This window comes from Peribacillus kribbensis DSM 17871 (assembly GCF_000430765.1).
In the GTDB taxonomy this organism is placed as follows: domain Bacteria; phylum Bacillota; class Bacilli; order Bacillales; family DSM-1321; genus Paraperibacillus; species Paraperibacillus kribbensis.
Window position 1 is genome coordinate 38,188 of record NZ_KE387244.1, and the last position, 12,047, is coordinate 50,234.

The 12,047-nt window shown below is 43.4% G+C and carries 12 protein-coding genes; 11 read left to right on the top strand and 1 reads right to left on the bottom strand.

What is annotated here, in order from left to right; translation table 11 throughout:
- Positions 1-2: 2 nt before the first annotated feature.
- From walK to H539_RS0125365, 8 genes are all read left to right on the top strand, one after another.
- Positions 3-1,823, top strand: a complete 1,821-nt coding sequence (gene walK / locus H539_RS0125330; RefSeq protein ID WP_026695842.1) for a cell wall metabolism sensor histidine kinase WalK — start codon at positions 3-5, stop codon at positions 1,821-1,823.
- Positions 1,820-3,136 carry a YycH family regulatory protein gene (locus H539_RS0125335; RefSeq protein WP_051348808.1) on the top strand — a complete coding sequence of 439 codons (1,317 nt, stop codon included), beginning with the start codon at positions 1,820-1,822 and terminating at the stop codon, positions 3,134-3,136. The genes walK and H539_RS0125335 overlap by 4 nt, the downstream gene beginning before the upstream one ends.
- The gene (locus tag H539_RS0125340) at positions 3,123-3,917 is read left to right on the top strand and encodes a two-component system regulatory protein YycI (RefSeq protein WP_026695844.1); all 795 of its coding nucleotides are present in this window, start codon (positions 3,123-3,125) and stop codon (positions 3,915-3,917) included. The genes H539_RS0125335 and H539_RS0125340 overlap by 14 nt, the downstream gene beginning before the upstream one ends.
- A gap of 15 nt (positions 3,918-3,932) precedes the next feature.
- Entirely contained in the window at positions 3,933-4,727 is a 795-nt protein-coding gene (locus tag H539_RS0125345) for an MBL fold metallo-hydrolase (protein WP_026695845.1), read from the top strand.
- 199 nt (positions 4,728-4,926) lie between these two features.
- The gene (locus H539_RS0125350; protein WP_026695846.1) at positions 4,927-6,123 is read left to right on the top strand and encodes a S1C family serine protease; all 1,197 of its coding nucleotides are present in this window, start codon (positions 4,927-4,929) and stop codon (positions 6,121-6,123) included.
- Positions 6,124-6,252: 129 nt separating this feature from the next.
- Positions 6,253-6,411, top strand: a complete 159-nt coding sequence (locus tag H539_RS31190; RefSeq protein WP_081416045.1) for a CxxH/CxxC protein — start codon at positions 6,253-6,255, stop codon at positions 6,409-6,411.
- A 94-nt stretch (positions 6,412-6,505) separates the two neighbouring features.
- Entirely contained in the window at positions 6,506-6,985 is a 480-nt protein-coding gene (rlmH, locus tag H539_RS0125360) for a 23S rRNA (pseudouridine(1915)-N(3))-methyltransferase RlmH (protein WP_026695847.1), read from the top strand.
- 284 nt (positions 6,986-7,269) lie between these two features.
- Positions 7,270-8,409: a zinc-dependent alcohol dehydrogenase gene (locus H539_RS0125365; RefSeq protein ID WP_026695848.1), complete on the top strand. Its 1,140-nt coding sequence runs from the start codon at positions 7,270-7,272 to the stop codon at positions 8,407-8,409.
- 67 nt (positions 8,410-8,476) lie between these two features.
- Here H539_RS0125365 and H539_RS0125370 read toward each other — a convergent pair whose 3' ends face one another.
- A complete protein-coding gene (locus H539_RS0125370; protein ID WP_026695849.1) occupies positions 8,477-8,995 on the bottom strand; it encodes a DJ-1/PfpI family protein in 519 nt (172 codons plus the stop codon).
- A 135-nt stretch (positions 8,996-9,130) separates the two neighbouring features.
- Between H539_RS0125370 and H539_RS0125375 the strand changes: the two genes are divergently transcribed.
- The 3 genes from H539_RS0125375 (at position 9,131) to H539_RS0125385 (ending at position 12,009) form a co-directional block, all read left to right on the top strand.
- Positions 9,131-9,511 carry a winged helix-turn-helix transcriptional regulator gene (locus H539_RS0125375; protein ID WP_026695850.1) on the top strand — a complete coding sequence of 127 codons (381 nt, stop codon included), beginning with the start codon at positions 9,131-9,133 and terminating at the stop codon, positions 9,509-9,511.
- Between the two features lie 139 nt (positions 9,512-9,650).
- Positions 9,651-10,391 carry an SDR family NAD(P)-dependent oxidoreductase gene (locus tag H539_RS0125380; protein WP_026695851.1) on the top strand — a complete coding sequence of 247 codons (741 nt, stop codon included), beginning with the start codon at positions 9,651-9,653 and terminating at the stop codon, positions 10,389-10,391.
- 475 nt (positions 10,392-10,866) lie between these two features.
- On the top strand, positions 10,867-12,009 hold the full coding sequence (locus H539_RS0125385) for a M20 metallopeptidase family protein (RefSeq protein ID WP_026695852.1): 1,143 nt from the start codon (positions 10,867-10,869) through the stop codon (positions 12,007-12,009).
- Positions 12,010-12,047: the final 38 nt, after the last annotated feature.

Below are 12,047 nucleotides of genomic sequence, written 5' to 3' on the forward strand. Positions count from 1 at the left end.
TCATGAAAAAGGTAGGTTTTTTTCGTTCCATCCATCTTAAGTTTGTTCTAATCTATGTGCTCCTGATTTTGGTGGCCATGCAGATCATCGGTGTTTATTTTGTGGACGGTCTGGAGGATAAACTTAAGAACAACTTTGAGAATTCCTTAAAGCAGCAGGTCAATATCTTATCCTTCAGTGTCGAAGAAGCCATCATGAAGGAGAGAGACAAGAATTCCACCACACTTGAACAAGATATTAACTCGATCCTGAAAGATAATAATAAAACCAAAGATATCATTGAAATGCGGGTCATGGATACCGGCGGTAAAATCCTCGGGACATCGAAATCAGACAATGAGGGAATCGTCGGAAAGAGAGTTACGGATAAATCAATCAAGCTGACGCTGGGCGGAGGAGTCCAGCAAAGCAATATCAATGTCGAAAAAGGGAAGCGGGTCTGGATCCTCATCTCGCCGGTAAAGACCAAAAGCGAGATTGTGGGAGCAATCTATCTGAAGGCCAATATTGAATCCGTGTTCGGCCAGGTCAAAGAAATCAACAAGATTTTTGCGACCGGGACGGCGATAGCCCTTGGAATCACCGCCATACTTGGAATTCTCCTTGCACAGACCATCACCAGGCCAATGTCTGATATGAGAAGGCAGGCCCTTGCCATGGCAAAAGGAAACTTTTCCAGGAAGGTTAAAGTCTACGGCTACGATGAAATCGGCCAGCTTGCGATTACCTTTAACAATCTGACCAAAAAGCTGCAGGATGCCCAGTCATCAACAGAGGGCGAAAGAAGAAAGCTTTCCTCCGTCCTATCCTATATGACGGACGGCGTCATTGCTACAGACCGAAGAGGACGCATCATCCTGATCAATGAACAGGCTGCAAAAATGCTGGATGTTTCACGTGAAACAGTCATCACCCAGCAGATTGTTCCTCTTCTGGGGCTTGAAGAGAAGTATACCTTTGAGGAACTGCTGGAGGAAAACGAATCGGTCATCCTTGATAACAGCACATCTGCCAAAGACTTGATCTTAAGAGCCAATTTTTCGGTCATCCAAAGAGAAACCGGCTTTGTCAACGGGCTCATCGCCGTGCTCCATGATATAACGGAGCAGGAGAAAATCGAGGAAGAACGCAGGGAATTCGTCGCAAACGTGTCCCATGAACTCCGGACTCCTTTGACTACCATGCGCAGCTATTTAGAAGCCTTATCGGACGGAGCCTGGCAGGATGAAAGCATTGCACCGCACTTTTTAAAAGTCACGCAAAAGGAAACAGAGCGGATGATCCGCCTGGTCAATGACCTTCTGCAGCTTTCCAAGCTCGACAGCAAGGATTATAAAATTACCAAGCAGTGGGTGGACTTTACGGAGTTCTTCCACCATATAATCGACCGCTTCGAAATGAGTAAGGACCAAAATGTTTCCTTTGTAAGGGAGCTTCCCAAGAAAACGATTTTCGTGGAAATTGATGAGGATAAAATCACCCAGATTATTGACAATATCATTTCTAATGCATTGAAATACTCTCCAGAAGGCGGCATGATCCGGTTCCGCGTCCGCGAGCTGGAAAATGAAATAGAAGTCAGCATTAAGGATCAGGGGATGGGAATTCCAAAGGAAAATGTCGTACGTGTCTTTGAACGATTTTACCGTGTGGACCGCGCCCGTTCCAGAAAACTCGGAGGTACCGGACTGGGCCTTGCCATTGCCAAGGAAATGGTTACAGCGCATAACGGGAACATCTGGGCGAAAAGTGAAGAAGGAAAAGGGACAACGATTTTCTTTACCCTTCCTTATGATCAAGACCAAGAGGATGAATGGTCATGAGAAGAGAACTGTACAAAAGCATTATTCTCACTGTTCTCGTCCTGGTCAGTGTCGGTCTTACCTTCAGCATCTGGGCCTACCAGCCTGAATACCAAAAGGCGGTGGACCCAAGCGAGTATATCCAGGTATCCATTAAAAATAAACAGAACATAGGCAGCATCGTGAAGCCGATGGAAGTCATGTACCATAAAAATAATCAGCATTTTGTTACGACCAGTGATACGGAAATCAACAAGGTGATGAAGGAAATCACACACTGGTCTTTTTACAGCTTTTCGGATATATCAAACCGGATATCTGACAAGGAGTTTTTAAGCTTCGTCCATGGAGAAGGGAAAACAGAGATTATTTTTCCGGAAACAGTCCCTCTGCATTTATACAATTCCGTGCTCGCCATGAATAATAAAACCCTTCCCAAGGGGGAATTTGACCGTATTATCATTAATGTCAACAATATGGGAGAAAGGGAAACTTCTGTTTATTTTGTTTCCTATGACAAAAAGAAGATTTACCAAAGCAAAGTCAGCACAAGCTTCGTCGAAAGCTTCCGGCAAAAGTTTTATAGATTTTCTTCCGCCCTCTATGAGGATAAGGTCTATAAAAAGTATGTAATTTCGCATAATCATGCGGTATTCATGCCGGAAACACCGAAACTGCCCCGGTACAGCTATAAAATATCTAAAATTGATACGAAGCAGTTCCAGGATGCATTGTTCAGCGATCCCAATTCCATCTACCCAAGGGGAGATGAAATTACAGACGGCCAGAGTCTTTTGAATATCTACAAGGATACAATGACACTGTCCTACATCAGTCCGCCGAATGAAAATCAGTTCATAGGGAGCACTTCCGAATTGCTGCGCAAGAGCATTGCCTTTGTGAATGATCATGCAGGATGGGAGGACAAATACCGTTATGCCGGTTATAATGAACTCGACCAAAAGATCACCTTCCGTTTATTTGAAGACGGCCTGCCGGTGTTTAACGACAGCGGAATGTCTGAAATCGTGCAATACTGGGGAAAAAACGATGTCTATCAATACAACCGGCCATTCTTTACATTGGACTTTCAAATCCCGTATGATGAGGACCCGGTGAAGCTGCCCGGCGGAAAAGAAGTACTGCAGGAGCTTTATACCATTAAAAATATAAAGAATGAACTCATTCAGGATATCAAACTGGGTTATGAACTGAAGCGCGAAGACCAGGAAATGCTGGTAACTTTGGAGCCTGAATGGTACTACCGTTATGCCGGAGTCTGGAAACGCGTTCCTTTCGGCAAGCCGGGAGGGGATACGATTGGATTGGAATAAAACGAAGACAATCTTTATTATTGTCTTTCTTATTCTGGATATTTTCTTGGCCTATCAATTAATAGTTAAAAGAATATCAAATGAATATGATGTACTCACCGAATCAAAGTTTGAAGATGAATTAAAGGATAACGGAATAAAGTATGATAAGATTCCTCAGTCCACCCTCAATGAGAGCAGAACAGATAAGTATATTATCGGAAAAAGCCGGGTATTTAAAAAAGAGGATCTGATAGGACTGAAGGATCAGAAGCTGACCGTCAATCAAACGTCTTTATACTCCACCTTTAAAGTGCCTTATAAAGTCAATGATCCATCGGACAAGCAGGAAATCGAGAAGTTTGTCAATGAGAACATCCAATTTGGTGAGGAGTACAGCTTCTGGACATACAGTAAAAAAACGAATACAATAACCTTTTATCAGTCCTATAAAGACAAGCCGCTCTTTAACAATCAAAATGCGGAGATCAACTTATACCTGAATAAGCAAAACCAGATTTATGCCTATAGTCAGACCTATCTGAGCAGCATTAAGGAGTTTAAAGAGAAGGAGCAGATGATGCCGGCCATCAAGGCGATTGAAACTCTCTTTGATAAGGGAATGATCAAGGAAAAGAGCAAGATCGTCAAGGCAGAGCAGGGCTATTACATGATGGTCCCTTTAAAGACCTCCTCTCAAGTCCTGACACCTGCATGGCAAATTGTTCTGGATAATAAGAAGGATTTTTACGTCAATGCACTGGAAGGCCAGGTCTTCCAAGTGACACCAGAGACTAATTAATGGAGTGAATAAATTATGACGATGCATTTTAGTGTTCTCGCAAGCGGGAGTACGGGAAATGCGGTGTATGTAGAAGCGGACGGACAGTCATTTTTAGTGGATGCGGGGCTCAGCGGTAAACAGATGGACCTTTTATTTAAACAGATCGGCCGAAATGCAGCCAATTTGAATGGACTTCTTGTAACCCATGAGCACAGTGACCATATTAAGGGACTCGGCATCCTTGCCAGGAAATATAATCTTCCTGTCTATGCCAATGAAAAAACATGGGCAGCAATGGAAAAAAACATTGGGGAAATCCCTGGCGATCAGAAGTTCACTTTTGATATGGAGACGGTCAAAAGCTTTGGAAGCCTGGATATCGAATCCTTTGGAGTTTCCCACGATGCTGCGGAGCCTATGTTCTATGTATTCCATCATGAAGGCAAAAAGCTTGCGCTTATCACCGACACAGGATATGTGAGTGATAGGATGAAAGGAATCATCTCCAATGCGGACATGTATGTATTTGAAAGCAATCATGATGTCCAGATGCTGAGAATGGGACGTTATCCATGGAATACAAAAAGAAGGATCCTTAGCGATGTGGGCCATGTTTCCAATGAAGATGCAGCTGTTGCCATGAGTGAGGTTGCCGGAGACCGGACTAAGCGCATCTATCTTGCCCACTTGAGCCTCGATAATAATATGAAGGACCTTGCCAGGATGTCCGTGAGCCAGACGCTGGAAACACGCGGCATACGGGTGGGAGAACAGTTTGAAATATATGATACGGACGCAAAGATCCCGACCGAACTGATTTGCGTATAACGAAGGATGAAGACCTGATCTTCATTCTTTTTTTATGGCTTGAAAGCTTTTTATCAGGTTTCAGTGAGCGTTTCAATGGGCATACATTAAGCATCTGTCTCATTAAACGAGCCTTAAAATTAGAATATTCCCATGATTTGAGTATAATGAAAGTAACCAAGCAAGTCAGTCACTATTTACTAGGAAGAGAGGGTTGTCCATGGGATATTATGACCAGGATTATCAAAGCAGAAGCAGCAGAAATGGCAGCCGGAGAGGCTATTTCTTTTCAGGCCTCATCGGTGCGATTGTCGGGGCCTTATTAATATTCTTTCTTCTGCCTTATTTTGATAAAGGTACAGAGGGCGTCAGTGATGATTATTCAAATACAGGGGACCAGCAGCAGCCTGTTAAGCAGAACGTTTCCTTAAATGTAAACACAGCTGTCACAGACGCGGTGTCCAAGGTTGGAGACACGGTTGTCGGGATCACGAATATCCAGAAATCCAGTGGCGGCTTATTTGACCAGGGCGGCCAGGAAGCAACCGGATCCGGTGTTATTTATAAAAAAGCAGGAGATAAGGCATATATCGTAACCAACCACCATGTGGTAGACAATGCAAGCAGACTTGAGGTGACCTTGAAGGATGGAACCAAAATGCCGGCAAAGCTTCGCGGAAGCGATGTCTGGACCGATCTTGCTGTCATTGAAGTGGATGCCAAAAAAATTAAGAAGGTCGCGGAGTTCGGAGATTCACAGGCATTAAAAGCCGGGGAGCCGGTCATCGCAATCGGCAATCCGCTCGGCCTTCAGTTCTCAGGCTCTGTGACGCAGGGTGTCATCTCCGGACTTGACCGGACCATTCCTATCGATGTGAATGAAGACGGTGTAGTGGATTGGAATTCTGAGGTTATCCAGACGGATGCCGCCATTAATCCCGGAAACAGCGGAGGTGCCCTGATCAACCTGCAGGGCCAGGTAATCGGCATCAATTCCATGAAAATTGCCGAGCAGTCTGTGGAAGGCATCGGCTTATCGATTCCCATCAATACCGCCATCCCGGTTATAAGGGACTTGGAGCGTTATGGGGAGGTCCGCCGTCCTTATATGGGAGTCGACCTTCGATCCGTTGAAGAGATTTCTCAATATCATCAGAAGAATACCTTAAAGCTTCCTCAGAATGTTACGACGGGAGTAGCCATTGTACAGGTAGAGCCTAATTCGCCTGCAGCAAAGGCAGGAATTAAAGCGATGGATGTGATCGTGGAAATGGACGGCCAGAAGATCAAGGATGTTGCCCAGCTAAGACAGCAGCTCTACAAAAAGGATATTGGCTCATCCATGAAGATTAAATTGTACCGTAATGGAAAGCTGCAGGAAGTTACCATGAAACTGAGCACACAGGATACTTTTTAAATAGGGCAATGCAGGAAGGCTTCGGCTTTCCTGTTTTTTTATGCCTGTGGATAATTTTTCATGATAAAAGCGCACGGCAAAGCTGATATTAAAAATACGCTCAAAATGATCAGCCGGGAGGTGTAAAACATGATATACTGCTGCAAGGAACATGTAGATCTGGCGCTGCGTTCAGGGGGAGAAAGGCAGGGATCAGCCCCTTTTTTAAAGGAGATTTCCACAGAAGAAATATTGTCGACAACCTGTGAATATTGTCAGAACCCCGCTGTATATATTGTGGCGAACTAATATTCTCATACAACATGTGGATAGAAATTGTGGATATGTGGATAAATTCTGTGGATATCATGTTTGTAATCGAAACGTAAAGGTTGTGTAAACTGTGAATATCTCGATTGTAACGGTTGGGAAACTGAAAGAAAAATATCTGAAACAGGGAATTGAGGAATACATAAAGAGAATGTCAGCTTACGCAAAAATCGACATCATTGAGGTGCCGGACGAAAAAGCACCCGAAACCCTGAGCGACACAGAAATGGAGCAGATCAAAGACAAAGAAGGCGAACGCATCCTTAGCAGGATCAGCCCTGATGCCCATGTCATCGTACTCGCCATCCAGGGAAAGCAGAAAACCTCCGAAGAGCTCGCCGAAACATTAGACAAACTCGCTACCTACGGCAAAAGCAAAGTAGCCTTTGTCATCGGCGGCTCCCTGGGCTTAAGCAAAGCTGTCATGCAGCGGTCGGATGAATCCCTCTCCTTCTCAAAAATGACCTTTCCCCATCAGCTTATGCGGCTGATATTGGTGGAGCAGGTGTATCGGGCGTTTCGGATTAATCGGGGGGAACCGTACCATAAGTAACTGCAAACCTTATAAAAAAATGAAGTTTGAATATCTAATTAATCGTTAATAAGGCAGATAAATTTTATTTTGTCTTTTTAAGCCAATTCAATAATCCACAAATTCATGAAACCAGCAAAGTGACTCCTTGCGGTATTCATTAACGCTTCGTCTTCCGTCTCCTTTCTTGTTCTTAGGCTCCGCGGCTGTCGAAATACCGTACATGAATGTATAATCCTCACTCTCCAATTCCATAATAGAAGCATGCATACAAATTCAAGGCATGCTATAACAGGAGGGTAATTATGAAGGCTGTAACTTTCAATGGTGTGAAGAACATGCAAGTGACGCAGGTCGCGGATCCAACGATTCAGAAAAAAGACGGGATTATAGTCAGGATCACCTCGACCGCCATATGCGGTTCCGATCTCCATATATACCAGGGGGCGATTCAAGCCCAAAACGGATACGTGGTCGGACATGAACCGATGGGCATCGTCGAAGACGTGGGCCCTGAGGTGACAAAGGTCAAAAAAGGGGACCGGGTAGTGCTCCCGTTCAATATCTCGTGCGGAAGCTGTCATTACTGCCAGCATGAGATGGAGAGCCAATGCGACAACTCCAACCCCAATCCCCAAGTGGATACGGGAGCTTACTTTGGGTTTACCGAACGTTACGGGAATTATCCGGGCGGACAAGCCGAATTGCTTTACGTGCCGTACGGCAATTTCATGCCTTTCGTTATTCCGGAGTCATGCGAATTGGAGGATGAGAAGCTTCTGTTCCTGTCCGACGTGCTGCCGACGGCCTATTGGAGCGTGGACAACGGGGGCGTGAAGCAGGGGGATACGGTGGTGGTGCTCGGCTGCGGTCCCGTCGGCTTGATGGCGCAAAAATTCGCCTGGATGAAAGGGGCCAAACGGGTCATCGCGATCGACAATCTCCCGTACCGGCTGAACCATGCAAAAAAAATGAATAACGTCGAAATCTTCAACTTTGAAGATTTCCAAGACATGGGGCTGCATATAAAAGAAATAACGCGCGGGGGTGCGGATGTCGTCATCGATTGTGTCGGAATGGACGGCAAGAAGACGCCATTGGAGGAGGAAGAGCAGAAGGCCAAGCTGGTTGGCGGAACGCTCAGCCCGATCAACATCGCGATGAATGCGGTGCGGAAATTCGGCACGATTCAGATTACGGGGGTATACGGTTCTAAATACAACCAGTTTATGTTCGGAAACCTTTGGGAACGAAACGTGAAGCTGACCATGGGACAGGCGCCCGTGATTCATTACATGCCGATGCTGTATAAAAAAATTATGGCAGGCGAGTTCGATCCGACGGAGATCATCACTCATAAAGTGCCGCTCGATCAGGCGCATAACGCGTACAACACCTTTTACAACCATGCGGACGAATGCATTAAATTCGTCCTGAAGCCTTAAATGAATAAGAGAAGATTAAATGATAAAAGCCTCTGGTATACACCAAAGGCTTTTATCATCTTTTAAATTAGTTTATTGCATTAACTAATGCTTTTCCAAATTCTTCGGCACCATCGGGGCCGTCACCTGTGATAATGTCACTATGTGCAATAACATGTTTTTCGACATATTTAACATTATTTGCTTTAAGTTGGTCTATTTGCACGTCAACAGGGTAGCAAGTTGCTTCTCTACCTTCAAGTAATCCAGTTTTCACGACAGTGACTGAACCAGCACAAATTCCAGTAACAAGAATATTATCCTTATGTGCTTTCTTTAAATACGTGGATAATTCTTCGTTATCCCAAAGATGATCATTTGTGCCAGAACCACCAATGACAGAAATAACGTCAAAATCGGTTCCTATAGTATCGGAAAAGACCTTTTCGGAAATTGCCTTACCTTCAAAGTCGCCAATAATTTCGCCAGTTTTTGTGCTTGCAATAGTTACTTCTATTCCTGCTTTTTCAAGTGCCTCTTTTGGTTTAAATAATTCATCCTCATTAAATCTTTCGGGTGGTATAATTAAAAGTGCTTTTTTACTCATAATTGTTATTCCTCCTAAAATAGTTTGTTTTTAACTCAGAAATTTATATTACAACCTGTTTGTTATTTTGAGAAGAATGCACTTTTTTGTAACAGGGTAACCTTAAAGTAACAATTGAAAGCGGAGGCAGAAAATATGTCAGATATACTTAGAGATGAAATTAAAGAGAAGATAATAAATGGTGATTACAACTGTGAAAAAGAACTTACTTTATCGATAATCAGTGGAAAGTGGAAAGTTGTGATTCTATGGCATTTAGGTGTTGAAGGTCCGCACCGCTTTAGTGAATTGCAAAGATTATTTCCAAAAATCTCCCATAAAATTTTAACGAATCAATTAAAGGAATTGGTGGAAGACGGCATTGTGCATCGAGAGGTTTATCCAGAAGTTCCGCCTAGAGTGGAATACTCCATGACTGGGTTGGGAATGACCTTACTCCCAATTGTGGAGATGATGTATGATTGGGGAAAAAACCGAATAGAGGAAATCAAAAGAGAAATAGGGAAATCAAATTAAAAATGATAGAATGTTTAATTAAAAGTTAATATGCATCGTATCAGAGGATTTGAGACATTATGGAGAATGCTAATGATTCTGTCGTTAAATTATCACGTGTTTGTATCCAAATAAAAAAACGAAAAGGGGCTCATTAACTATGAAAGCACTTGTCACTGGAGCAAATAAAGGAATCGGTTTCGAAATCGCTCGAAGTCTTGGGAAGCGTGGCTATGACATTCTTGTTGGGGCACGTGATGAAGCCCGTGGGCAGGCAGCAGTCGAAAAACTTGTCGCAGAAGACATACAAGCGACGTTCATCAAGATTGATTTGAATGATTTAGACAGCTTGCACGAAGCGGCTAAAATGGTTAACTCGCTCGATATTTTGGTTAATAATGCTGGAATTCCTGATAGTGTCAAGCCTGGGCGCGCGGCGCTCGACCTCGCAAAGCATACCATGGACTATACAACTGAGGATCTACGCACGACGATGGAAACGAATTTCCTAGGCACCCATGAACTCGTGAAAAATCTGCTGTCATCTCTGACAGACAACGCGAAAATTGTCAACATGACCGTCCCAATTTCGCCGACCGACTTTTGGCACCCGCTCGCCTACATTACGAGTAAAGCAGCACTCAATGTGATGACACTGACCTACGCTTACGAGTTCAAAAAAATGGGCAGCCATCGCCAAATTTTCGGCATCATGCCTGGTGCTGTCGCAACCGACTTGAACGGTATGGAGACTGGTGGGCACGGCGGATTCGTCAAGTCTCCCGAAGCTGCCGGAGAGCTGTGTACTGACATTATTCTGTCTGATAAGAATCAAAATGGGCAAATTATTCAGTATGATGGTAAGATCGTTACAGATTATGAGATTCAGCTGAGAGGCTAGAAACATCAAAGCTCTGTCATTGATACGACTTCGAACGTTCACTTAGGGTACCCTTCTCGGTACTCTAAAAATTTCTCCTCATAGCCGGTATGGTGAACCGTATCACAAGTGATGGTAAACAATAAAACTGAGTTTACTGTTCATATTAAAAAATTAGATCAAATAAACTTAATCAGGTAAATCACTAAGTGGTAAACCTAATTTTTTGTCACTGTAAATAAAGGGGATTTGAGGAATTGTTTAAATGTTTTTTTATTGGTACTGCGAATTAAAAGCTCATGATGGTAAAACCTTCATGAGTTTATTTTGTATGTTCTATATCGTATTGAGATTTTTTACTTTTTTTGTTGTCTCTTTCCCAATTATTTTATTGAACATATTAAAAACTGCCCCACTATAAATGTATAAAAATTTATTGTAATGTATTATTATAGATTATAAACGCCCCATTCCATAAGGAGGTAACAAGGGTAACATGATGAATGAACAACTAGTAAAGCGGGCCATCCAAGACCGCCGTTATCTTCACCAGCATCCAGAGCTATCAGGGGAAGAATATAAAACGTCTGAGTTTATCCGAAAGAGGCTCGAGACGTTAGATATTGAAATAATAGATTTCCAGCCTCCGAGCATCGTAGGTTTTGTTAAAGGAACGAAGGGTGATAAAACGATTGCACTAAGAGCGGATATGGATGCTCTGCCGATCACAGAAGAAGGCGATAAGCCGTATATTTCAAAAACTCCCGGAGTATCGCATATGTGCGGACATGATGGACATGCAGCCATTCTCCTCGCGGTATCTAAATGGCTCTCAGAAAATAGACGGGAAATTGAGCCGAATATCCTTCTGATTTTCCAATCAGCCGAGGAAATTACACCAAGCGGTGCGAACCAGCTTCTTAAACAAGGGGTTTTGGATCATGTCGATGCCATTTTTGGACTCCACTTATGGCAGGGAATGGACAAAGGGAAGATTGGATTAAGACCCGGTCCGATGATGGCATCGGTGGAAGACTTTGAGATCACCATTCAAGGATATGGAGGACATGGCTCCATGCCGCATGATACAGTAGATCCCATTTATATAGCGACACATGTGATTCAATCACTGCAAAGCATCATAAGCAGGAAAGTGAATCCCATGGATCCCAGCGTGATTTCAGTAGGGAAAATTGAATCGGGATCCACGTACAATATTATTCCTGAGTCTGCAAAAATCATTGGTACAATCCGTACTTTGTCCCCAGAAGCTTTTACCATCATTAAAAGCCAGATTGTGAAACTCACAGAAGGAATTTGCAGTGCATTTGGTGCCAAAGCCAAGGTTGACTTCATCATTGGGACTCCGCCATTAGTGAATGATCCAAATGAATCCGAATTTATTGAGGCGGTTGTTAAGAATGCTTTTGGTAAAGAGGTATTTGAACTTGTTGAACCCGTAATGGTTTCTGAAGACTTTTCTTATTACTTGCGGGAAAAACCCGGGGCATTTGTCTTTGTAGGCATGAATGGAGAGAAATCCACGTTCCCTCATCATCATCCGAAATTCGATATTGATGAGGATGTCGTTCCGTCAGCCATTGAGTTATTTATTGAGATTGTAAAAAACTATAAGTAAGCCCGTGTATCGGATATAGGTTAGTTCATAAAAACATA

Coding starts and splice junctions, on each gene's coding strand:
- walK (WP_026695842.1), top strand. CDS start 3: ATGAAAAAGGTAGGTTTTTTTCGTTCCATCCATCTTAAGTTTGTTCTA.
- H539_RS0125335 (WP_051348808.1), top strand. CDS start 1,820: ATGAGAAGAGAACTGTACAAAAGCATTATTCTCACTGTTCTCGTCCTG.
- H539_RS0125345 (WP_026695845.1), top strand. CDS start 3,933: ATGACGATGCATTTTAGTGTTCTCGCAAGCGGGAGTACGGGAAATGCG.
- H539_RS0125350 (WP_026695846.1), top strand. CDS start 4,927: ATGGGATATTATGACCAGGATTATCAAAGCAGAAGCAGCAGAAATGGC.
- H539_RS31190 (WP_081416045.1), top strand. CDS start 6,253: ATGATATACTGCTGCAAGGAACATGTAGATCTGGCGCTGCGTTCAGGG.
- H539_RS0125365 (WP_026695848.1), top strand. CDS start 7,270: ATGAAGGCTGTAACTTTCAATGGTGTGAAGAACATGCAAGTGACGCAG.
- H539_RS0125370 (WP_026695849.1), bottom strand. CDS start 8,995: ATGAGTAAAAAAGCACTTTTAATTATACCACCCGAAAGATTTAATGAG.
- H539_RS0125375 (WP_026695850.1), top strand. CDS start 9,131: ATGTCAGATATACTTAGAGATGAAATTAAAGAGAAGATAATAAATGGT.
- H539_RS0125380 (WP_026695851.1), top strand. CDS start 9,651: ATGAAAGCACTTGTCACTGGAGCAAATAAAGGAATCGGTTTCGAAATC.
- H539_RS0125385 (WP_026695852.1), top strand. CDS start 10,867: ATGATGAATGAACAACTAGTAAAGCGGGCCATCCAAGACCGCCGTTAT.